20 protein-coding genes are annotated in these 21242 nt (G+C 60.6%); 19 read left to right on the top strand and 1 reads right to left on the bottom strand.

Translation table 11 applies throughout. The annotated features are described in order from the left end of the window. Positions 1–122: 122 nt before the first annotated feature. Entirely contained in the window at positions 123–1034 is a 912-nt protein-coding gene (locus tag BN1134_RS18330) for a lytic transglycosylase domain-containing protein (RefSeq protein ID WP_232300679.1), read from the bottom strand. Positions 1035–1196: 162 nt separating this feature from the next. Between BN1134_RS18330 and BN1134_RS18325 the strand changes: the two genes are divergently transcribed. From BN1134_RS18325 to BN1134_RS18995, 19 genes are all read left to right on the top strand, one after another. Beyond that, positions 1197–1487 (top strand): hypothetical protein, encoded by a 291-nt coding sequence (locus BN1134_RS18325; protein ID WP_042048962.1) that lies wholly within the window; start codon positions 1197–1199, stop codon positions 1485–1487. A 280-nt stretch (positions 1488–1767) separates the two neighbouring features. Next, a complete protein-coding gene (locus tag BN1134_RS18320) occupies positions 1768–3693 on the top strand; it encodes an EAL domain-containing protein (protein ID WP_042048960.1) in 1926 nt (641 codons plus the stop codon). A gap of 788 nt (positions 3694–4481) precedes the next feature. After that, a complete protein-coding gene (locus tag BN1134_RS18315; RefSeq protein WP_042048959.1) occupies positions 4482–5342 on the top strand; it encodes a hypothetical protein in 861 nt (286 codons plus the stop codon). Next, complete coding sequence (locus tag BN1134_RS18310) at positions 5339–5935, top strand: PilN domain-containing protein (RefSeq protein WP_042048958.1); 597 nt, start codon at positions 5339–5341, stop codon at positions 5933–5935. Before BN1134_RS18315 ends, BN1134_RS18310 begins: the two co-directional genes overlap by 4 nt. Further along, the gene (locus BN1134_RS18305) at positions 5932–6582 is read left to right on the top strand and encodes an MSHA biogenesis protein MshJ (protein WP_042048957.1); all 651 of its coding nucleotides are present in this window, start codon (positions 5932–5934) and stop codon (positions 6580–6582) included. The genes BN1134_RS18310 and BN1134_RS18305 overlap by 4 nt, the downstream gene beginning before the upstream one ends. Position 6583: 1 nt before the next feature. After that, positions 6584–6883 carry a SctD/MshK family protein gene (locus BN1134_RS18300; RefSeq protein ID WP_042048966.1) on the top strand — a complete coding sequence of 100 codons (300 nt, stop codon included), beginning with the start codon at positions 6584–6586 and terminating at the stop codon, positions 6881–6883. A gap of 48 nt (positions 6884–6931) precedes the next feature. Then, complete coding sequence (gene mshL / locus BN1134_RS18295) at positions 6932–8593, top strand: pilus (MSHA type) biogenesis protein MshL (RefSeq protein WP_042048955.1); 1662 nt, start codon at positions 6932–6934, stop codon at positions 8591–8593. Position 8594: 1 nt separating this feature from the next. Further along, positions 8595–9476 carry an ExeA family protein gene (locus tag BN1134_RS18290; RefSeq protein ID WP_042048953.1) on the top strand — a complete coding sequence of 294 codons (882 nt, stop codon included), beginning with the start codon at positions 8595–8597 and terminating at the stop codon, positions 9474–9476. Then, on the top strand, positions 9473–10606 hold the full coding sequence (locus BN1134_RS18285; RefSeq protein ID WP_042048951.1) for a tetratricopeptide repeat protein: 1134 nt from the start codon (positions 9473–9475) through the stop codon (positions 10604–10606). Before BN1134_RS18290 ends, BN1134_RS18285 begins: the two co-directional genes overlap by 4 nt. A 23-nt stretch (positions 10607–10629) precedes the next feature. After that, on the top strand, positions 10630–12342 hold the full coding sequence (locus tag BN1134_RS18280) for an MSHA fimbrial ATPase MshE (RefSeq protein ID WP_042048950.1): 1713 nt from the start codon (positions 10630–10632) through the stop codon (positions 12340–12342). A 3-nt stretch (positions 12343–12345) separates the two neighbouring features. After that, positions 12346–13566 (top strand): type II secretion system F family protein, encoded by a 1221-nt coding sequence (locus BN1134_RS18275; RefSeq protein ID WP_042048949.1) that lies wholly within the window; start codon positions 12346–12348, stop codon positions 13564–13566. A 10-nt stretch (positions 13567–13576) separates the two neighbouring features. Further along, positions 13577–14050, top strand: coding sequence for a hypothetical protein (locus BN1134_RS18270; RefSeq protein ID WP_042048947.1), 474 nt, complete (start codon positions 13577–13579; stop codon positions 14048–14050). Between the two features lie 76 nt (positions 14051–14126). Beyond that, complete coding sequence (locus tag BN1134_RS18265; protein ID WP_269746983.1) at positions 14127–14756, top strand: pilin; 630 nt, start codon at positions 14127–14129, stop codon at positions 14754–14756. A gap of 14 nt (positions 14757–14770) precedes the next feature. Next, the gene (locus BN1134_RS18260) at positions 14771–15235 is read left to right on the top strand and encodes a prepilin-type N-terminal cleavage/methylation domain-containing protein (RefSeq protein ID WP_042048943.1); all 465 of its coding nucleotides are present in this window, start codon (positions 14771–14773) and stop codon (positions 15233–15235) included. 66 nt (positions 15236–15301) lie between these two features. After that, positions 15302–15757 carry a pilus assembly FimT family protein gene (locus BN1134_RS18255; RefSeq protein ID WP_269746982.1) on the top strand — a complete coding sequence of 152 codons (456 nt, stop codon included), beginning with the start codon at positions 15302–15304 and terminating at the stop codon, positions 15755–15757. Then, complete coding sequence (locus tag BN1134_RS18250) at positions 15744–16325, top strand: type IV pilus modification PilV family protein (RefSeq protein WP_042048941.1); 582 nt, start codon at positions 15744–15746, stop codon at positions 16323–16325. Before BN1134_RS18255 ends, BN1134_RS18250 begins: the two co-directional genes overlap by 14 nt. Next, positions 16325–17125, top strand: coding sequence for a PilW family protein (locus tag BN1134_RS18245; RefSeq protein WP_052449541.1), 801 nt, complete (start codon positions 16325–16327; stop codon positions 17123–17125). The genes BN1134_RS18250 and BN1134_RS18245 overlap by 1 nt, the downstream gene beginning before the upstream one ends. Further along, positions 17115–17552, top strand: coding sequence for a hypothetical protein (locus BN1134_RS18240; RefSeq protein ID WP_042048940.1), 438 nt, complete (start codon positions 17115–17117; stop codon positions 17550–17552). Before BN1134_RS18245 ends, BN1134_RS18240 begins: the two co-directional genes overlap by 11 nt. A 33-nt stretch (positions 17553–17585) precedes the next feature. Then, positions 17586–21038 carry a DUF6701 domain-containing protein gene (locus tag BN1134_RS18995; RefSeq protein ID WP_052449540.1) on the top strand — a complete coding sequence of 1151 codons (3453 nt, stop codon included), beginning with the start codon at positions 17586–17588 and terminating at the stop codon, positions 21036–21038. The last annotated feature ends 204 nt before the right edge of the window (positions 21039–21242 follow it).

Raw genomic sequence — 21242 nt, 5'->3', positions numbered from 1 at the left:
TTTCGATGCTGATTGACAGCACCGCCGCTACATCAACACCACGCTGTGCTTCGTCGGCTGTTCCTGGCGTGAACCGGATGAGGTCAACCTGCGTCCGTTGTTGCGTAAGTGGCGGGATCACTTCATCTCCAGAGGGGTGCTGGCTGAGTATGAAGCCGCAATGGATCTTTGACGGAAGGAGAGTCCAGTAGAGGGCCCTGACTGTCCATATCCAGCCCGCGCGCGGTGCCTAATTGCAGCGGGTCATGCAGGCTTTCCAGTGAGACGGGGAAGACCACTTTTATCTTTTGTTTGCCCTCCCTCTGCACTGAGGGGGCATTGCTATACAGGATGGGGCAGGGAGGGGAAGGCACTCTTCCTTGACTGCTGCGCCATGCCGGGTTGAGGGTGAGCAGGGCATCGCTATCAAGGTGCATCTCTTCCCCCCAGCGCTGCAAAGAGCAGTGTTTGGGATTGGCCACTCTCAGCTCTTCTCCCCCCCCTAAATCAGGGGGGGCGATGCCGTACCGTTCCGGATGGCTCAGTAATTCTCCCAGCGCTTCAATGCGCGCCACGTAGTGGCGTGTCTCTTGCGGAAGTGGAAGTCGGTAGACCTGACGGTGTCCACTGCGTTGAATCGCCTTCATGACCCTTCCCTCCCCGGCGTTGTACGCCGCCAATGCCAATGGCCACTCCGAAAAATAGCCGTGCAACCAGTGGAAATAGTTGAGCGCGGCGCCGGTTGCCAGAGGCAGTGAATAGCGTCCATCGAAATGGGGAGTGACAGGTACCCCGAAGCGATCCGCCGTCATGGGCATCAGTTGCCAGGGGCCTGCCGCCCCGGCATGGGAAATCACATCCAACCGATAACTGCTCTCCACCAGGGGGACTAACAGCAACCACTCCGGTAGCTGACGTTGTCGCAGCTCGGTGCGGATGAGCCGGATCATGGGGCGAGCGCGGGCCAGTGTTCGCTCTATGTGTGCTTTCTGGCGCAGCAGGTATTGCAGCTCGGCGGTCACTTCCGGTGGAAGTGGAGCTGCCGCTCTGGGCATCCGCCAGGCCACCTCGGCCAAGGCTGAGCAGCTAAGCGGTAGCAGAACGAAGAGAAGGAGCAATAGGCGTGGCAAGTAGAACATTCTCCGGCTATGGCGGGGCAACAGTTTTGTCGCGTAGTTGTCGCTGTACTTAAGTGAGATGCCCCGGAGTAGGTCTGTATGACGCACAGCAAGCCCACCAGGAAGAAGCCTCCCTATCTGCAGAAATTTCTGCTGTACCTGATCTTGGCTAACTTTGGCTTGCTCTGGCTTTACTATCACTATGTCCCTACCTTGCCGCTGCTACGCAGCATGGTGGTGACGGCCCTCCTGATTGGCTACAACCTGTTGCTATGCAGGCTGGTGTTGCGGCGGGCGCGCTGCTCGAGTGATAGCTACATCGTTTATCCCGTGGTCATGGTCAGCATGCTGCTATGCGGTTCGGTGCTGTATGTCTATCTGATCTGCTGACCCATCCCGTTTTATTAGCAATTCTCCTGCCAAAAAACCGTGAACGGAAGGTGAATATTTTTCTCAGCTCTGTTTCAGGGGCATAGTGGGAAGATGGCTCCATTGACATGTGGTGTGCTCCCTTGCGTGTCGATCTTCCTCACTCCTGTTGTTGCGGCGCCTTTTATGGCGCCGTCTTTTTATCTGCTGTTGGCGTGAAGCCGGAGTCGGGGCGCAGACCTTCGCATCGGGCTCGTGATAGTATGCGCCCAGGCCATGGCCCTCTCTTTTGGATTCAAGGATGAAGCTCACTACCCAACTCGTCTCTTTCATCACCCTGTGCGTCATCACCGCCATGGCCATGGTGTTGCTCGGTGGCGTCTTTAGTTTCCGCCAGCTCGGGTTCGAGCTGCAGGAGAAAAAGGTACAGGCGCTGGTTGAGGTGCTCGACCGACAGCTCTCGGTGCAGCATGACACCCAGGAGATGGCGCAGTGGATGCCGACCTTGCTGCGCTCGGCCCATGTGGTCAGCCTGGAGGTGACGCAAGGGGAGGCGAGCCTCTATCGTTTCCAGGATCTGGTGGCGCGCGAGCTCGACGATCCGCTCATCGATTACCGTTATGCGCTGCCCCAGCATCCCGGCATGGAGGCCAGACTCAGGCTGGAGCGTCCCTTCAAGGAGTTTGAATACTCCATCGAGGCGATGTCGGGCATTTCGCTCGGGATCTTCATCGTGGTGTTCGGCCTGTGGTTCTCTATTCGCTGGTTACGTTTGCAGCTGCGCGGGGCCGAGTTGCTCAACCACAGGGCCGAGCTGATCCTCGCCGGCCGCTTGAACAAGCTCAATCACGACACGAGCGAGGAGTGGCCGGCCAGTGCCAGCCAGGCATTCGATCAACTGCTGGCCGAATTGGCCGATGCGCGTAAGGAGCGCAGCCGCTTCGATAACTTCATCCGCAGCAACGCCTTCGTCGACAAGGTCACCGGCACCGGCAACCGCATCTTCTTTGACAACCGGCTGGAGAGCGCCATCCGCGATGCCTCGGCCATGGCCGGTGGTTTGCTGCTGGTTGAGCTGAGCGGCCTCGAGGCGCTGGAATCGGATGATCCGCAGATCGATGAGGTGCTGCAGGAGGCGAGCATCGCCCTTGCCCCCTTCGTGCGCAAGTTTGCCGGCGCGCTACAGGCTCGCTATGCGGCCCATGTGCTGGCCATTTTGCTGCCGAACATGGCCGAGGCCGAGTTGGTGGACGGGGCGGATCAGATCCTCAAAAACCTGCACCGGCTGCACTGGCCCGCTGGGGTGTCCGGGGAGAACGCCATCCACATCGGTGCGGTCTGCTACCGGCCGGATGATACCCTGGCCCAGGTGCAGGAGGAGGGGGAGCTCGCCCTCAAGAGCGCCCGGCTGCAAGGGGACAGCGGCTGGTTCCTGTTCGAGAAGGCGATCGCCGACGAGGAGGAGACCAGCAAGGGGACAGTGCGCTGGCGCACCCTGCTGACCCGACGCATCGATGAGCGGGCCATTCATCTTTACTGCCAGCCGGTGATGCAGGAGCCGGGTCAGCTGATCTTGCAAGAGGAGTTGCAGACTCGCATCGACGACGAGCAGGGGCGCGAGCTGCTGGCCGGCGTCTTTATGCCGATGGCGGAGAAGGCGGGCATGCTGCTGCCGCTCGATCGTCTGCTCGCCACCCGGGTGCTGGCCCTGCTGCAATCCCGCCCTGCTGACGCGCCGCCGATCAGCGTCAACCTCTGCGCTCAGAGCCTGCTGCACCGCGATTTCCAGCGCTGGCTCTTCTTCTCTCTGTTCCAGCTGCCGCGCAGCAAGAACGAACACCTCATCATCGAGCTCTCCGAGGCACACATCACCCGCTATTTCGAGGCGCTGAGAAAACCGCTGCGCTCTCTGCGCATGCTGGGGTGCCGGCTGACGGTGACCCATGCCGGGCAGGATGTGGTGAGTACCCAGTACATCAAGGAGTTCGACATCAGCTTCCTCAAGCTGCACACCAGCCTGGTGCGCGATATCCACCTGCGTCAGGTGAATCAGATGGCGGTACGCAGCCTGATCGGTGGCTGTGCCAACACCCAGGCCAGGGTCATCGCCGTCGGCGTCGAGAGTGGTGAGGAGTGGCACTGCCTGCGTCACCTTGGCGTGCATGCGGGTCAAGGTCAGTGGTTTGCCGAGCCGGCGCCACTGCGAAGCGCGCTCCCCGATCTCTGATGCCCCCTCATCCTACGAGATGATTGCCCCATGAGAGCGGGCCGGCCGCCGGCGCCGCCTCTTTCATATCGCCTCGCCGCTGTGCTTGGTGTCAAATGGGCTTTTTTGGCCACCGCTGAATGGCGTAGCCCTGGCTCCTTACTGGGCTAAAAAACCGGCCTGGTCGTTACCACGCGGCTTTGCTGCGAGCCGCTAACAGAACTTTCCCAGCCTGTGGGCTGCATCGCACGGCCTCTTCTTGTCGCACCCCCTCCCTTCCTCGAGCGCAATCTGCTCCCCTTTCTCGCCTGTCGGGCCGGTCAATCTGGTGTCGATGGATTTGACGCTCGACAAACCCGAGCTGTGTTCCCCATCTGAGGCGTTGACTCCGGGTGGGGCTCGCCGCTGATCGGCTCTCGGTGCATACAATGGCGTAGCTGATCACATCACAGTTGAAATCGGCTGCCGCCAAGGTGGGCCGGGGGTTGGCTGGGATAGCAATGAACACAGGGTGGTGTGGCTCGGTGTCTACTCCAGGTATCGATGGCGTCTGAGTGTGTTTTGATGGGGTAGGCCATCTTGTTGAGATCTGATTTTAACGTTGCCGTGGTTAAAACAGAGGGTAAAAGTGGTTTTGGTCGTGAGAAGGTAAGAAAAGGTTGCGCTAGGCCGTAGGAATAGGCCTGTAGGTTTTGTTACACTTTTTAATGCCATTAAAATATATAAAAAATTCATCATCTCAGATTTTTATGGTATAAAACTCGCCCATTTTTTGGTGATGATAATATCAATAGGTAGTCGAGCCCGCGATACGCACACTTTTTCACCGAAAAGCCCTCTCTGGCAGAGTGGGTGTTTTGTTCGGTCAGGACCATATCTGGCTGACCAGTAATGACACTACTCCCTGCTTTGCTTCCCGGCCGGTTAACGGACCGCAAGGGTGGCGAGGTGCGCTGGACGAACTGTTCACTCTGCATCATTTAGAGCGACGTCGGGTGTGCGTTGCTCTGGCCAGTGGGCTTTATCAACAGATTCAGATCGATAAACCGCAGGTTCCTGCCAGTGAGCTGGCCGGCGCTCTGCCGTGGGCGATCAAAGATTTTGTCAGCGAGCCGCTGGGACAACTGGTGATGGATTACGTCGATCTGCCGACTCCGCCCTCCAGCCAGGCCCGTATCAATGTGGTCACCGCCCCTCGGGCGCGTATCCAGTCCATTGTCGATGCCGTCAATGCAGTGGCTGAGCTTGAGAGCATCACCACCGAAGAGCTGGCATTGGCCCAGTTATTCCCGGTCGATGACACCCCCCGTTTGCTGCTGTGGCAGCCTGCCGGTCATGAGCTGCATTTATTGGTGTTCCGTCAGGGGGCGCTCTGTTTTTCACGTGCCCTGCGCGGTTTCAAACACCTTGCCACCGCCGGCTCTGTCAATGAGGACATCGACTCGCTGGCCCTCGAGATCCAGCGTTCCCTCGACTACTTGCAGGGGCAACTGAAGTTACCCGAGTGCGGTAGCTTGCAGCTGGCACTGATCTCACCGGCGTTGGGTGAGCTGGTGCAGCGCCTCGATCAGACCTTTGGTTTTAACGTCTCGGCCATGGCCAACAAGGCCATTCTCAATGGCATGGACTATCTCTCTCCCTTCGCACTGCTACAGGGGGAGCCGTCATGAAGAGCCGTCTTAACCTCTATACCCAGGAGTTCCGGCCGCGCCGGCAGTGGGGATCGCTGTCCCAGATCCTGCTGGCATGGGGGCTGGTCAGCCTGCTGCTGCTCAGCTATGGGCTCTACAGCCATTGGCAGCACCAGCGTCAGAGCCGGCAACTGGCTCAGTTGCAAGGGCAGTTGACCGTGGTGAAAGCCGAGGCGAGCCGTCTTGAAGCTCAACTGGCCAAGCACCAACCCTCGCCAGCCTTGGTGGCCTCGTTAAAAGAGAAGCAGCTGCGGGCGGATGGCATGCAGCTGATGCTGCAACGCCTCGATCAGCTGACCCCTGAGCGGGTGCAAAGCTATGCGGATCTCCTCGCCGATTTGGCGCAGATCATGAGCCCCCAGCTATCGCTGGAGCGGATCCAGGTTGAACAGGAGCGGATCAGTCTGGCAGGGGAGACCCAGAGCAGCCAGGAGGTTCCGGCCTGGGTCGATCGCTTTAAACAGACCCACACCCTCTCCGGCAAGCAGTTCTCCGAGCTGGCGCTCAGCCGCAATAAAGAGGGGCGATTGCTTTTTGAATTGAGAGGCACCCCGCAGGAGAAGGCGCAATGAACCAACTGCAAGCACGCTGGAACCAGTTGAGTGAACGGGTCATCCAGCTCTCCATGCGTGAGCGCATGTTGTTGCTGGGGGTTGGCCTGCTGATCATCGGCTGGTTGTTTGGCCATTTCTGGCTGCAACCGCTACAGCAACGTCTCCAGGGCGATCAACAGCGACTGGCCAGCGTACAGCGCGACATCGATATCGCGCACTTAGAGGTGGAAGGGCGGCAGCAGCGGCTCTTGCGTGACCCTGACAGTGATGTGCGTGATCAGCTTAAGGCTGTTGAGGCGCAGTTACAGCGCTTTGACAGCCGCTTGAAGGCGCAGACCGTCGATCTGATCGCGGCTGAAGAGATGCCCAACGCATTGCATGCGCTGCTGGCCCAAGGCAAGCGCCTGACCATGGTGGACATGAAGAGTGTGGCGCCGGTCGCCCTGTTACCTGGGGAGCAAGGGGTCAATCTCTACCGCCATGAAATCCGGATGCAGCTGATTGGTGGCTATAGCGATGTCTACCAGTACCTGCGCGGTCTGGAGCAGCTTCCGCGCCATTTCTATTGGCACCAGTTTGACTATCAGGTGGAGGAGTGGCCGCACGCCAAGGTGTCGCTGTCGGTCTACACCCTGAGCAGCAGCAAGGAGTTTATCCGTGGCTAACATGCTGACTTTACTGGGAATGCTGGCTGTGATGACGCCACTAAAAGACCCGACAACACCGCTTGCGGGCGGCCAGCTGCAAGGTGACACGCAGCAAGTTGCCGTGGCCGGCATGCCGAAGCTGCAGAGCATCATTCTGGGCAATGGCCCCGCCATCGCTGTGCTCAGTGGCAAAGGCTACCGCCATGGCGAGCAGGTCGCCGGCTGGCGCGTCGCAGGCATCAGCAGCGATCGCGTGGTGCTGGACAAGGGGCAGGAGAGGGTCACGCTCACCCTCTTTGCGGACAAAATTCTTCGCTGACGGGCCATGTTGGCCCGTCCGAAACAACGGTTTGTGGATGGACAATCGATGAAATCATTTCAATACGGTCTTCTTTTTCTAGCCATGGCGTCGGCCGGTTGTACCAGCTATCGCCATCCCGAACCGAAAGAGGCCAAAGAGGTGCTGCGGGAGGCCCAGCAGGCGACCCCGGCACCGCTGAACTTGCCGAGCGCGGTACACAGTGAGCTGCTGGCCATGCCAAAGCCCGAGTTTACCCCGTCGGCGATGCCGGAGCGGCGGATCCGTATCGCGGCCCAAGAGGTGGAGGCCGGTGACTTCTTTGGCTCCCTGTTCAAAGGCTCGCGCTACAGCGTGGCGGTGCACCCTGGGGTCAGCGGTCTGGTGACCCTGGATCTCAAGGATGTCACCCTGCCCGAGGTGCTCAACACGGTGGCGGATATGTACGGCTTTGATATCCAGCGCCGTGGCAATGTCTTCCACGTCTATCCGGCCGGATTGCGCACCGAGACCCTGCCCGTCAACTACCTGATGCTCTCCCGGCGCGGCCTTTCGCGCACCACGGTGTCAACCGGGGGCGTGACCAACTCCGACAACAACAATGGCAACAGTGGTTTTAGCAATGGCAACGGCCTGAGCGGAAACAATAACAACAACAGCAGTAGCAGTAGTAGCAACAGCAGCGGCTCTAACGGCACCCAGATTGAGACCGACAACGAGTCGAATTTCTGGCGGGATCTGCGTGAATCGCTGCAATCGCTGGTGGGCAATGGCGATGGCCGCGCTGTCATCACCAGTCCGCAGGCTGGTCTGGTGACGATCCGGGCTTATCCGGGCGAGCTGAAGGCCGTGCGCGAGTTTCTGAACCAGTCTGAACAGCATCTCAAGCGCCAGGTAATTCTGGAAGCGCGCATCCTGGAGGTCTCGCTCAACGAGGGCTATGAGCAGGGTGTCGACTGGAGCGGTCTGTCCGCCAGTTGGGATGGTGGCAAGGGGATCACCAATGGGGGTTCATTTGCTAACAGCATCGTCGGCAGCGGTAACACCATCTTCTCTGCCCTGGGGGGCGGTGCGGGTTTCAAGATCTCCGACGGTAACTTCAATGTGGCGGTCAACCTGCTCAAGACGCAGGGTGACGTCAATACGCTCTCCAGCCCGCGCGTGACCGCGACGAACAATCAGAAGGCGGTGATCAAGGTGGGTTCTGACGAGTACTTCGTCACCAACGCCTCGACCACGATCACCACCAGTGCATCCGGCGTATCGGATCGTACCCCGAACGTGGAGCTGACCCCCTTCTTTTCCGGGATCGCCCTCGACGTGACCCCGCAGATCGATGAGCAGGGCCGGGTATTGCTGCACATTCACCCCTCGGTGATCGATACCGAAGAGCAGAAGAAGACCATCGATATGGGGACCTCGGGCGGCACGCTCGAGTTGCCGCTGGCGCGCAGCTCGATCCGTGAATCGGATACCGTGGTGCAGGCCAACAACGGCGACATCGTGGTCATCGGTGGCCTGATGAAGACCTACAAGCAGGAGATGGTGAGCAAGGTGCCCTTGCTGGGCGACATCCCCTGGCTGGGTGAGGCGTTCACCAACCGCAACGAGAAAAACCAGAAGATTGAACTGGTGATCATGCTCAAACCCACTGTGGTCGAAGGGGACACCTGGCAGCGTGAGTTGCAGCGCTCCAGCGATCTGCTCGATAAGTGGTACCCAGAGCGCTGATATGTACCTTGAGCACTTTGGGTTACATGAGCCGCCGTTTGGGTTGACCCCAAACACCGACTTCTATTACGGGCTGCCTCCTCATGAGGAGGCCCGGGAAGTGCTGCACTGGGCTCTGGCACAAGGTGAAGGGTTTATCAAGGTCACCGGGGAAGTGGGCACCGGCAAGACGCTGCTCTGCCGCATGTTGCTGTGGGAGTTGTGTATCGCTCAGCAGCCCTGCGCCTGGATCCCCAATCCGCATTTATCCCCCCGCGAGCTGAAGCTGGCCTTGGCCCATGAGCTGGGCCTCAGCGTCGAGGGGGATAGCGTGGATCTCAATGACCGGCTGCATCGTCATCTGGTGGCACTGAATGAGCGCGGCACCCGGGTGGTCGTGCTGATCGATGAGGCGCAGGCGCTGCCGGATGAGACGCTGGAGGCGATCCGGCTCTTCGGAAATCTAGAGACAGAGTCGACCAAGTTATTGCAGGTGGTGCTGCTGGGGCAGCCCGAGCTGGATACCCGCCTGCAGAGTGACAGCCTGCGGCAATTGCGGCAGCGCATCGCGTTTTCCTACCGGTTGCGCTCACTCAAATGCGATGAGGCGGGCGCCTACATTGGCTATCGCCTCGATGTGTCCGGCTATCGCGGTGCCCCGCTGTTCACGCGCAGCGCATTGCGCGTGCTGTGGCGTTCGGCCCGCGGCATCCCTCGCCTGATTAATATTCTCTCGCATAAAAGCCTGATGCTGGCTTATGGCAAGGGCCAGCGCCGTATCGATCTGGCCTGTGTCTGCCGTGCTGTTCGCGATACCGAAGATGCGAGTTATCTCCCGCATTGGACGGGGTGGCTGCTGGGCGTGTTGTTGATGGCCCTACTGATATGGGGAGTGATGCGATGAGCGTGATCAATCAGATGCTCAAGGATCTGGATGCGCGCCAGGGAGGACCGGGGGCCACGGCCCGCTATCAGCCTCCCGCCCGTCAGCCTCTGTGGTTGTGGCTGTTGATCAGTTTGACCTGCCTGGGCGCCCTCGCCCTCTTGGGGTGGCGTAGCTGGGGCTATTGGCAACATGGCAAGAGCATTCAGTCTGCGTCGGTGGTGACGGCCCCGGCGCCAACGCCGCCGAGCGAGCAGGCAGAGAGCGTCGATGCGCTGGTGGCCCTGCCGGTGCCTGATGAGCGTCGGCAAGCCGAGGCGGCATCATCGAAAACGCAGGCCGAGCCTGCGGCCACCCAGAGTCAGAGCGAGCCTGCTGACGAGAAGGTGGAAGATGAAGTGGTCGTGCCGCCCGGTGAGGACCCCGAGCACTACTACGCTCGCCTGGATGCTGCGCTACAGCCGGAGCGTCAGGAAGAAGATGCACTGGCGGCAGAGATGGTGCCGCCAACGCCGGCCACAAAAAAGGTGAAGCCGAAGAATCAATTGTCTATTCAGCCGGTAGAGCTCTCGGCCGCGCAGCGCAGTGAATTGGCCGAGCGGCGCGCCGCCACGGCACTGGCCCGCGGCGATCTGCAAGAGGCGGAGCGTCAGTATGGCGACTTGCTGAGTGAGCAGCCCGATCATGTCGAGGCGCGCAAGCAGTTGGCGGCCCTGCTCTATGGCCAGGAGCGTTACGAAGAGGCGCAAAAATCGCTGCTTGAGGGACTGCGGGTTCATCCTGCGCAAGCCGATTTTCGTCTGCTGCTGGCGCGGATGGCGATTGCTCAGCAGCAACCACTGCAGGCGCTCGATTGGCTGGCCGGCGCTCGGCCATCGATAGCGCAAAATTTGGATTATTACGCGACCTGGGCTGCATTGGCGCAGGATGCCGGGCATACCGCTGAGGCGCGTCAGCTCTATTTGGATTTGTTGCATCAGCGGCCCGACGAAGGGCGCTGGTGGCTCGGCCTTGGCATTGCTGAGGAGACGCTTGGCAATACGGCACAGGCGCTGGAAGCCTATCGCAACGCGCAACTGCATGGTGGCCTCGGTGAGGCGAGTAATAACTGGCTGGCACAGCGCATAGCTGCGCTGTCTCCACATGGTTAAACGGATAACGGAGTAAGGCACCGATGGCACAACCAAGACTCAAGATGCGGCTTGGTGATCTGCTGGTTCAAGAGCAGAGCATCACCGACGATCAACTGCAGCTTGCGTTGCAACAGCAGCGGCAGACGGGCCGCAAACTGGGCGCGACCCTGATTGAACTCGGCTTCATCAGTGAGGTGCAACTGCTCACCTTCCTGGCGCGCCAGTTGGAAGTGCCCTTCTTCGATCTCAACACGCTCACCATCGATGCCAAGGCGGTACAACTGCTGCCTGAGGTTCAGGCGCGCCGTTACCGGGCGCTGGTGGTGAACCTGAGCGGCGATGTGGCCACGGTGGCCATGTCGGATCCGGCCGATCTGAGCGCGCTCGATGCGGTGGCCGATCTACTGGCACCGAAGCAGATGTCGTTGGCGGTGGCCCGTGAGGGGCAACTGCTCGACTATTTCGATCGCCTCTATCGGCGCACCAAAGAGATCGAGAACTTCGCCGTGCAGCTGCACGAGGAGTATCAGGATACCGACTTTGAACTGGGCAGTGCGACCCTGGACGCGGGCGGTGGTGAGAATGAGGCGACCGTTGCCAAGCTGCTGCGCTCCTTGTTTGAGGACGCGGTGCAGGTCGGGGCCTCCGATATCCATATCGAACCGGACGAGAAGGTGCTGCGCATCCGTCAGCGGATCGATGGGGTGCTGCATGAGAACGTACTGAGCGAGGTGCGCATCGCGCCGGCGCTGGTGCTGCGCCTCAAACTGGTGGCGGGCCTCGATATTTCCGAGAAGCGTCTGCCCCAGGATGGACGTTTTGCCATGAAGGTGCGGGGGCGCGATGTGGATGTGCGTCTCTCCACCATGCCGGTGCAGTATGGCGAGTCGGTCGTGATGCGTCTGCTCAATCAGTCCGGTGGCCTGCTCTCTCTCGACGAGACCGGGATGCCCCCTGTGCTGCTCAAGCGTTTTCGTAACCTGTTGCATCGCCCGCACGGCATGATTTTGGTCACCGGCCCGACCGGTAGCGGTAAGACCACCACTCTGTATGGGGCGCTCTCCGAGATCAACTTGCCGAGCAATAAGATCATCACGGTCGAAGATCCGGTGGAGTACCGTTTGCCGCGGATAAGCCAGGTGCAGGTGAACACCAAGATCGGCCTCACCTTCTCGAACGTGCTGCGTACCACCCTGCGTCAGGACCCTGACATCCTGCTGGTGGGGGAGATGCGTGATAGCGAGACGGTGGAGATCGGGTTGCGTGGCGCCTTGACCGGTCACCTGGTACTGACCACCTTGCACACCAACGATGCCATCACCAGTGCGCTGCGTCTCATCGACATGGGGGCGCCGGGCTATCTGGTGGCGAGTGCGCTGCGTGCTGTGGTCGCGCAGCGGCTGGTGCGCCGCCTGTGCGAGCATTGCCATGAGCCCGCCGAGCCCGACGCTATCCAGGCCAGCTGGTTACAGAGCCGCTGCCATGAAGTGCCGGGGAGCCACCAGTACCGCAAGGGGCGTGGCTGCCAGAGCTGTAACTTCACCGGCTATCGCGGCCGGATCGGGGTCTATGAGCTGCTCGAGATGGATCAGCCGATGATGGATGCCCTGCGTCGTGATGATGCGGAAGGTTTTGCCCGTGCCGCGCGCCAACATGAGCATTATCAGCCGTTGGCGCTGATGGCTCTGGATTATGCCCGTGAGGGGCTCACCTCCCTCGATGAGGTGCTCAAACTGGCCGAGGATGTGGGATAAGCGATGGCCTACTTTCGCTACAAAGGGCGCGACGCACAGGGCAAGGCGGCTGAAGGCACTATCGAGGCGGCCAATGAAACGGCGGTCGCCGAGCTGTTGCTGCAACGCGGCATCATGCCAACGAATATTGGCAGCGTGAAAGCCCCCGGCGCAGAGCATCAGTTCGCGCTCTTGTTCGAGCGCCAGGTCACCCTGGAAGAGCTGGTGATGTTCACCCGTCAGATGTATGCGCTGACCCGGGCCGGCATCCCCATTTTGCGTGCCATGTCGGGGCTGGCCGAGTCTGCCCATAGCAAGCCGCTCAAACGGGCCTTGTTGCAGTTAGGCGAAGATCTCAGCAACGGTAAGCCGCTTTCGGCGGCGATGCAGGGGCATCCCAAGGTCTTTGGCTCCCTCTTCGTGGCGATCATTCACGTGGGCGAGAATACCGGTCAACTGGAAGACTCCTTCTTGCAGCTGGCCAACTACTTCGAGTTGGAGCTGGAGACCCGCAAGCGCATCAAGACGGCGATGCGTTACCCGATGTTTGTCTTCATCGCGATCGGGATCGCCATGGTGATCCTCAATATTTTCGTGATCCCGACCTTCGCCGGCATGTTCTCCAAATTTGGCGTCGAGTTGCCCTTGGCCACCCGGATCCTGCTCGCCACCTCGCATTTCTTTGTGCACTACTGGTGGCTGTTACTGCTGGGGCTGGTGGCGGCCATCGTCAGTTGGCGCAGCTGGACCTCGACCCAGCGCGGTGAGTTGGCATGGCATCACTGGCAGCTGCGGCTACCGATCGTGGGCAGCATCATCGATCGCTCGCTGTTGGCGCGCTTTGCCCGGAGCTTCTCCATGATGCTGCGCTCCGGGGTGCCGCTCAACGCGGCATTGAGTCTGGTGGCCGATGCGGTGGACAACGCCTGGATGGCGGCGCGGATCCGTGAGATGCGTGCCGGCGTCGAGCGCGGCGATAGCCTGCTGCGCACCGCAACCCAAAGCCAGCTCTTTACCCCGCTGGTGCTACAGATGGTGGCGGTGGGTGAAGAGACGGGGCAGGTCGATGAGCTGATGCTCGAGGTTGCGCTCTATTACGAGCGAGAGGTGGATTACGACCTCAAGAGCCTGACCGCCCGCATTGAACCGATTCTCATCGGCATAGTGGCAGTCATGGTGCTGGTGCTGGCGCTCGGTATCTTCACGCCCATGTGGGACATGATGAAAGTCGTGCGCGGTCAGTAAGGAGCCGACGATGAGCTGGCAGGACGAGCAAGATCGCCCCTGGTTGTCGGGTTATCGCCTGATCATCGCCTTGGTCACCATGGTGACGATCGCCAGTTTCCTGGTCGGTGGTCATCTGGAGCAGCGCAAGCTGGCCCAGCACAGTGCGATGGCGAGTCTGGTGAGCCAGTTTGGCGAGCGCTTGCAGCGGCTGCACGGTGAATGGGTATTGAGCAATCACCCCACCCAGCTCTGGCGCGAGGAAAAATTATGGGTGTTCACCCCTCAGGGATGGCCGATGGCTGTCGAGCAGGTGCGGGGACCTTCGGAAGATTGTGGTGCGCTGTGGCAAGCGCTGATTGGGCGCGAAGCGCTGGACGGTGAGCCGATCCGTGTGCAAGCCAGGCTCGAGCGCGATGGATGCGAGTTGCAGCTACGAGAGTGGCGATGGCTCTACCGCTGGCAAGATGGTGCCATGAAGGCATTGGAAGAGGTGAGTCGCTGAGCTGCATCAACAGCATGATTCAAGCACGATTCAAGCAATGTTAGGCAAAATGTTAGGCCCCGCTGAGGAGGGAGTAATGAAGAGCAAGATGACGGGTTTTTCCCTGATCGAACTGGTGATCGTCATAGTGATCCTCGGTATTTTGGCGGCCACGGCCCTGCCGCGTTTTCTCGATGTCACCGAGGAGGCGAAGAAGGCCAGTGTCGAGGGGGTCTCGGGCGGTTTCGCCACTGGGGTGATGCTGGTGCGCGCCCAATGGGAGGCGGAAGGTCGCAGCAAGCAGCTGGAGCACAACACCGTGCTCTATGACGGCACCCGCTTCTACCTGACCACCCCCACCAAAGAGCAGATCGAAGATGGTCTGATGTCGCCGGGTTATCCGATGGATACGGCAGGTGATAGTGTGGTGAATGTGGACCCGGGCAGTCTGACTGCCGCTCGCTGCCTCAAAATTTGGGATGGTTTGCTGCAAAACCCCCCCAAGGCGACCGCCACCTTCGGTGAGGTCAGCGGCAGTGGCAATGATCTCAAGTATTATGTAACGGCGCAAACCAGCGGGATTGACTCGGTGTGCCGTTACTATCTGGTGAATAGCCTTGCCAAGGGCAGCGACGGCCATTACCAGGATCCTCAGGGACGCACCGATGCGTTTATGAGTTTTAGCTATCGACCGGCTTCAGGTCAGGTCACTACCAACATCAACTAACAGAGGTATTTTTCATGAAGAAGCAATCGGGTTTCACCCTGATCGAACTGGTCATTGTGATCATCATCCTGGGTATCCTGGCTGTGACCGCCGCGCCTAAGTTCCTGAACCTGCAAGACGATGCTCGCACCGCCACCCTGAAGGGGGTTGAAGGTTCCCTGAACTCGGCTGCCGCCATGGTCTACAGCAAAGCAGTGATCGCGGGTCAGGAAAAGAATGTCGATGGCTCGGTCAAGCTGGCCGACAGCACCGTTGCGACCGTATACGGTTATCCGAAGGCTGATGCGCAAGAGCTGCAAAAGGTTGTTAGCTTGAGCGACAAGGACTGGACTTTTGGTGCTGACGGCGACGCCGTAGGCATCTTCCCGAACGGTGTTTCTGCTGCCACGGCGATCAAGGATAAGAACTGCTATGTGAGCTATGCCGAACCGGCCAGCTCCGGCACTGCTCCGGAAGTGACCGTGTTTGAGTGTAAGTAATTCAGAGGGGGGAGGCTTGCCTCCCCTTTTTCTCCTATGCAGAGACGTTCACACGGTTTTACCTTGATGGAATTGGTGCTGGTGATCCTGATCATCGGGATTCTGGCCGCCTATGCCGCGCCCAACTGGCTGGGCACAGGCGGCACGGAAATCCGTACCACCAGTGATGAAGTGGTGGGCCGGTTACGGTTGCTGCAAACCATCAACATGAATGAGCCTCCCCGGCGCTGTACCTGGTTGCGCGTTGAACCGGGCCAGTTGGGCCTGCTCAGCGGAGCCTGTGACAGTGAGCCCGGCCCGATGGCCGGCTGGGATGAGACACACCGTCAGGGCTCAATGCTGGCATTAGCCGCGACGGTCACCCTAGAAGGCAAATCTACCTTCTCGTTGCGTTTTGACCGTGACCATGGCCGCCCGGCCAGCGCCCCCTGCCAGGCTGGCTGCCAGTTGCAGGTGAGCAGTGGCGGCGAGCTGCGCCAGATACGTATCGAATCGGAAGGATATATCCATGCGCAGCCCTAAGCGGGGGTTCACCCTGATCGAGATGGTGGTGGGCATGGTGCTGTTGTCCATCGCCTTGAGTGGCATCCTGAGTCTGCTGGTGGCGTTGGCCCCGCAAGCCATCGACCCGGTGCAGCAGCTGCGCGCCGCCCAGCTGGCCCAGCGCATCCTGGCTGAGGCGACCCAGAAGTCGTTCGATCAGAACTCGGATCATAACAGTGCCCGCTATCGCTGCGGCGAGACGGTCGAGGGGACGACCTATGCCCCCTGCACCCTAGCCAATGAATACGGGCCGGACACCGACAGCGGTGAGAGCGCTCCCTATCTCTACAACGATGTGGATGACTTCGATACCGGTGGTAAATGGATGCCGGCCAATGAGCTGGTGCAGCAAAGTGGCAGCGGTGCTCAAGAGGGCGACTATCGCCATTTTGCGGTGAAGATCAAGGTGAGCGGCGTTGACTTGAGCGCCGGCCGGTTGGATCAGACCTGTACCGACCCCTGCTCTATCGGCAAGCGAGTGGATTTGACGGTGCAACTGCCGAGTGGTGAAGAGCTCGCCTTTACCGCGTTTCGAGGAAATTACTGATGGGGCGCCGCGGTTTTACCCTGGTTGAATTGGTCATGGTGATCCTGCTGCTCGGGGTGCTGGCGACCTTTAGCAGCCAGTTTATCGGGCTGGGGACGCGCATCTACAGTGATGCCAGCGTGCGCGAGCAGTTGATGAGTGATATCCGCTTCTCCCTCGAGCGGCTCAATCGCGAGGTGCGCGATGCCGTTCCCGGCTCGGTGCGTATCGAAGATGTCGATGGCGCTGCCGTTGAGCGGGGGGCTTGTCTGCGCTTTTGGCCTATCGCCGCGGCCGGGCGTTACCTGAGCATCAATCAAGAGATTGCAGGGGAAAGTGCGCTGCGCTTGACCATGGTGGCGCCCGGCGCCGAAGAGAGCATGCCCGTTAAGGGGGAGTGGGCCATCGTCTACCCCGTGCCTGAAGATGGCCGTTCATTGTGGGATGGCTGCGCCAGCGGCCGTTGTGTCAGTGCCGTCACTAAGCTGGAGGAGAGCGTTTCCGGTGCCCTCTCGCTGCAAGTTAACGACCGGTTCGGGTCGGACTCTCCGGCCCGGCGGGTCTTCTTCGCCGGCTCCCAGGTGCGCTACTGCCTGCAAGGGGGCATGTTACGGCGCGAAGAGATCGGCGATCTCACCCCCACAGTGTTGGGGACGAGCGTCGCGGGCCAGCCCATGGCCGGCTCGGTGGCGGCCGGTTATTTCTACCGGGACCCGCAGGCGTTCGGCGTGGATGATGAAGTAGGGCTGCGCTTGGAGCTGGAGCAGCATGATGAGCAGCTCTCATTGGATCACAAGATGGCGGTGTGGAATGTGCCCTAAACGTGCGCGTGGTAGTGCCCTGATGATCGCCCTTTTCGTCATTGTTGTGATGGGGGGGCTGGCGGCTGCACTGGGGCGGCTGCTGGGGGACAGCAGTGAAAAGTACACGGTCGAAGTCCGTGGCCTGCGGGCCCTGATGGCGGCGCAAGGGGCGCTGGAAACCGGACTCTATCGTCTTTATCCCAATGGGCATTGGCAAGGGCAGGTATGCGAGCCGCTGACGTTGACCCTGCCAAGCGATGCTGCTGGGCTGGTCGATTGCCGGGCCCGCCTGAGCTGCGACGTCATCACCGCAGAGCACAATGGTCGCACCCTCAAGGGATGGCGACTGATTGGAACCGGGGAGTGTGGCGATGAAGGCGGCGGGGCGAGCCCCGACTTTGCCGTCAGCCGCAGTGTCACGGCCGAAGCGTTTGACAGTGACTGACCCATGCGTGCAACTGCATCAAAGAGAGAGCGAGTGGCTTTTATTCCTCCTGGCATAGCGCTGCTGGTGGCCGCAGCCATCGTGGCTCCTGCCCATGGGGCGGGCATGTGCAATGCCACCTTTGACTATCCGGTGCAAAGCCATGCCGCACCCGGTCGGCTCACCATGACCGATGGCGCCTTGATCGTCGGGGCGACTCAGCCTGCCGACTACCCGTTTCTGAGCGGCTCTTTTGGTGGCATGTCAGGCTGTTCGACCCAAGAGGGGAGCGCAGGGGGCCAGTATGTGAACGGCACCTGGCAATCCGATTGCGGGATCACCGGGGCGCTGGCCACCCCGCTGGCTTCGTTGACCTTCAAGACAGACCCCAATGATTTCCCGGCCGCTACTCAAGATTTTCCCAGCTACAGCAGCGGCAGTGATGTGGCCTGTAACGGCGTGGTGAAGCTCAATCCCGGCAACTATGGCTCCGGGAACTGGTCTGGCTGGAGCTGTCAGGCCACGCTGGTGAGCGGCAAGAATTACTACTTCCAGACCCTCTCTCTCGCTGGCGGGGCAACGTTGGACTTCAATGGTGCCAACGTGTTCGTCAAGACCCTGACCATGCAAGACTCGAGCAAGCTGCTGGGGACGGGCATGCTGCACGCCAACCGTGTCACCCTCAGTGAGGGGGCGACCCTCTCCAACTTGGCGATTACCGTCCATGACACCCTGGGGGTGACGGTGAACAAGGCCGATCAGCTGGTGGCGGCCCGCTTTCAACCCCATTCGTTGAGCAGCCTGACGCTGGGGGCGCAAAGTGAGATCACCCTGGCCAACGGCCAGTGGGCGATTCGTACCCTGACGATGCAAAACAATAGCCGGATCGCTTTCGTCGATGATGGCAATGCCGCCACGGCCCAGCTGGATATCTATGCCTTGAGCATGGCGAACCAATCCGGGATCGATGCCAGCGGGGGAGCGCCTGCTCACTTGCAGCTCAAGCTCTACCAAAGCATGACCATGCAGGATGGAGCCGAAGTGAACGGTTACGTGCTGGCGCACTATCTGAATCAGCTCAGCCTCAGTGGCACGCATCCGGTGACGCTCTCTCTCTCTGGTGGGGAGCACTGGATTAACAAGCTCAACATCAGCAACGGCAACTTGAGTGTGCTGGTGGATGAGAAGAGCCCTGCCCGGGTCTATGTGAACGGGGACATTGCCCTGCGCGAGCAGATGAGTGTCAACGCTGGGGGGGCGGCCAATCGCTTGCTGATGTATGGCTTTGGCAAGGCGACCCTGAGTGGCAACGCCAAGCTCAACGCCATGCTCTATGTGAAAACGGGCAACCTGGACATGAGCGGGCAGGCGGTGCTGACCGGTGCCGTGTCGGCAGTTAACGTGAGCATGTCAGGCTGGGGCAGCAAGATCATTCATGTGCCTTTTAGCGGTGACTGGCCCGGCGTCTGCCAGCCGGAAGGGGTGAGCCTGCATCACTTCGAGCTGGATCATTCGGGGGCTGGCCTGACCTGCAATCCCGAGTCCGTCACGATCCGCGCCTGCGCCGACCCGGCGTGTACGACGCTGGTGACCGAGCCTATTGGCGCGCAGCTGTCGGTCACCCCGGCCTCTAACGGCGCATGGAGTGGTGGGGGCGATGTTGCTTTGTCCGCAGGGACGGCGCTGGCCTCCTTGCGCGGCAACCAGCCCGGCGTGCTGACCATAGGGGTGGCCAGCTCTACTCTGCACGCCGAGTCCGCCACCCTGTGCCGGGCCGCCGGTGGCACCCCCAGCCTTGCCGCTTGCGACCTGAGCTTTGCCGACAGCGGCTTCGTGTTTGATGTGCAAGACACCGTGGCCAACAAGCCGCAACAGGTGCTGATGAAGGCGGTGAAGAAAGATGATGTGAGCCAGCAGTGTGTGCCGGGCTTTGCCAATGTGAGCAAGCCCGTCAGCTTCTGGAGCGACTACATAGACCCGAATGGCAATACATTTGGCAGCAAGGTGACGGTCAATGGCCGTGCCGTCGCCACTAGCCAGGGGGCGGCCGCCCCCACTGAGCTGGCCTTCGATGCCCAAGGGGAGGTGACCCTGACGGTCAACTACCCGGATGCGGGCAAGATGCAGCTCAATGCCCGCCACGAGGGCAGTGGGGAGAGCGCCGGGTTGGTGATGACGGGGGCGGATCAGTTTGTCTCCCGCCCGGTGGGGCTCTGCCTGCGTGCCAACGAGGGTAATTGCCCTGCCGGGGATGCAAGTTGCCCCGTGTTTCGCAAGACGGGGGAAACCTTCTCCCTAAGCGTGCAGGGGATGGCATGGGAGTCGGATCATGATGCCGATCTCTGTAGTGGCAATGGCACCACCCCGAACTTCGTCTTGCCGGGGATGGCGCTGGGCAGTGAAGTGGTGGCCCCGGCCGATGGGGTGAACGGAGCCGTGGGAGTCACCCATTACGATCACCAGAGCGCCAGCGCCAGCCTCAACACCATCAACCAGTCGGTCGATGAGGTCGGGGTGCTGCGCATGACGGTGACGCCGCCTGCGCTCGGCTATTTCGGTTACACCATACCGGCGGCCAAGAGCGAGCCCATCGGCCGCTTCGTTCCGCTGGACTTTGCCTTGAGCAATGGCTCCATTACCCCGGTTTGCCATAGCTTCACCTACATGGGGCAGCCTTTCTTCGCCACCTATGAGGTGTCGGCCCGCAATCACAAGCAGAACACCACCCTCAACTATCGCGGCGACTTTGCAAAAGGTGAGGTGCGCATGGTGGCGGCCAATGCCCTGGATGGGGTGGCGCGTTCCGAGCGGCTTGCCATGCTGGTCTCCCCCACCTGGACGGCAGGGGTGACCCGGCTCGAGGCGGACTCTCCCCATGTGCGCTTTGAGCGCGGTGCCCAGCCGGAGAACCCCCTCTCCCAGTTGGCGGTCGGGCTGCTGGTCGATGACCATGATGGCCAGCGCAGCCTTATCGCCCTGCCGGATATGAATGCGGCGCAGAGCGGGGATTGTGCGGCGCAGGGCAACTGCAACGCCCGCCTGCTCGGGGTGCAGGATATGCGTTATGGCCGCCTCAAGGTGGCCACCGAGCAGGGGGTCGACAGCGAGCCATTGGCCTTGAAGCAAGCGCTGGAGTTCTACCATGGCGAGTGGCTGGTCAACGAGCTGGACGACTGCACCCGCCTGGCGTTGAGCGGCTATGAGTTTATCGACCCGGAGCAATCTTATCAGGCGCCGCAGACGCTGCGGTTTGCGGGCGGCAGTCTGACTGTCGGACTGGGACAAAATGCCCCCGGCATGCCCTCCAGCCGGGTGGTGGCAGGGGTGAGCCGGCTGCATCTTGAGGAGCCAAACCAGCCGCTGCGGGTCCCCTATCGGGTCGATTTATCGCAGCAGCCGGATCAACCGCTCTGGCTGGCCGACCCTGACACGCTGGAAGGGGTCGCCATCTTCGGTCATAGCCGTGGCAGTGATCGCGTCATCTACCAGCGCGAATACTTTCACTAGTCATCGCCAGGCGCTGATGCCGCTGTTGAAGTGATCGGTCTATGTATGACCGAGGACATTGTAATGAACGTTATATCTCCATGGAGTGGGAGGGTGGTGAAATCTTAGGCTCACCTCGCTATCCGGTGTTTCTATCCGTTTTGTGACCAGCACATGGAATCGCGTCTATCAGAGTTGGTGAGGGTATTGGTGTCACGCCGATAC

It is taken from the genome of Aeromonas simiae (assembly GCF_000820125.1).
Lineage (GTDB): Bacteria > Pseudomonadota > Gammaproteobacteria > Enterobacterales > Aeromonadaceae > Aeromonas > Aeromonas simiae.
This window is presented reverse-complemented; position numbering and strand designations above follow the sequence as displayed.

Excerpts from the sequence above, each read along its gene's own strand:
- BN1134_RS18310 (WP_042048958.1), top strand. The coding sequence starts at position 5,339 with ATGAAGAGCCGTCTTAACCTCTATACCCAGGAGTTCCGGCCGCGCCGG.
- BN1134_RS18300 (WP_042048966.1), top strand. The coding sequence starts at position 6,584 with ATGCTGACTTTACTGGGAATGCTGGCTGTGATGACGCCACTAAAAGAC.
- BN1134_RS18320 (WP_042048960.1), top strand. The coding sequence starts at position 1,768 with ATGAAGCTCACTACCCAACTCGTCTCTTTCATCACCCTGTGCGTCATC.
- BN1134_RS18325 (WP_042048962.1), top strand. The coding sequence starts at position 1,197 with ATGACGCACAGCAAGCCCACCAGGAAGAAGCCTCCCTATCTGCAGAAA.
- mshL (WP_042048955.1), top strand. The coding sequence starts at position 6,932 with ATGAAATCATTTCAATACGGTCTTCTTTTTCTAGCCATGGCGTCGGCC.
- BN1134_RS18285 (WP_042048951.1), top strand. The coding sequence starts at position 9,473 with ATGAGCGTGATCAATCAGATGCTCAAGGATCTGGATGCGCGCCAGGGA.
- BN1134_RS18255 (WP_269746982.1), top strand. The coding sequence starts at position 15,302 with ATGGAATTGGTGCTGGTGATCCTGATCATCGGGATTCTGGCCGCCTAT.
- BN1134_RS18245 (WP_052449541.1), top strand. The coding sequence starts at position 16,325 with ATGGGGCGCCGCGGTTTTACCCTGGTTGAATTGGTCATGGTGATCCTG.
- BN1134_RS18250 (WP_042048941.1), top strand. The coding sequence starts at position 15,744 with ATGCGCAGCCCTAAGCGGGGGTTCACCCTGATCGAGATGGTGGTGGGC.
- BN1134_RS18265 (WP_269746983.1), top strand. The coding sequence starts at position 14,127 with ATGAAGAGCAAGATGACGGGTTTTTCCCTGATCGAACTGGTGATCGTC.
- BN1134_RS18305 (WP_042048957.1), top strand. The coding sequence starts at position 5,932 with ATGAACCAACTGCAAGCACGCTGGAACCAGTTGAGTGAACGGGTCATC.
- BN1134_RS18270 (WP_042048947.1), top strand. The coding sequence starts at position 13,577 with ATGAGCTGGCAGGACGAGCAAGATCGCCCCTGGTTGTCGGGTTATCGC.
- BN1134_RS18260 (WP_042048943.1), top strand. The coding sequence starts at position 14,771 with ATGAAGAAGCAATCGGGTTTCACCCTGATCGAACTGGTCATTGTGATC.
- BN1134_RS18290 (WP_042048953.1), top strand. The coding sequence starts at position 8,595 with ATGTACCTTGAGCACTTTGGGTTACATGAGCCGCCGTTTGGGTTGACC.
- BN1134_RS18275 (WP_042048949.1), top strand. The coding sequence starts at position 12,346 with ATGGCCTACTTTCGCTACAAAGGGCGCGACGCACAGGGCAAGGCGGCT.
- BN1134_RS18330 (WP_232300679.1), bottom strand. The coding sequence starts at position 1,034 with ATGCCCAGAGCGGCAGCTCCACTTCCACCGGAAGTGACCGCCGAGCTG.
- BN1134_RS18280 (WP_042048950.1), top strand. The coding sequence starts at position 10,630 with ATGGCACAACCAAGACTCAAGATGCGGCTTGGTGATCTGCTGGTTCAA.
- BN1134_RS18240 (WP_042048940.1), top strand. The coding sequence starts at position 17,115 with ATGTGCCCTAAACGTGCGCGTGGTAGTGCCCTGATGATCGCCCTTTTC.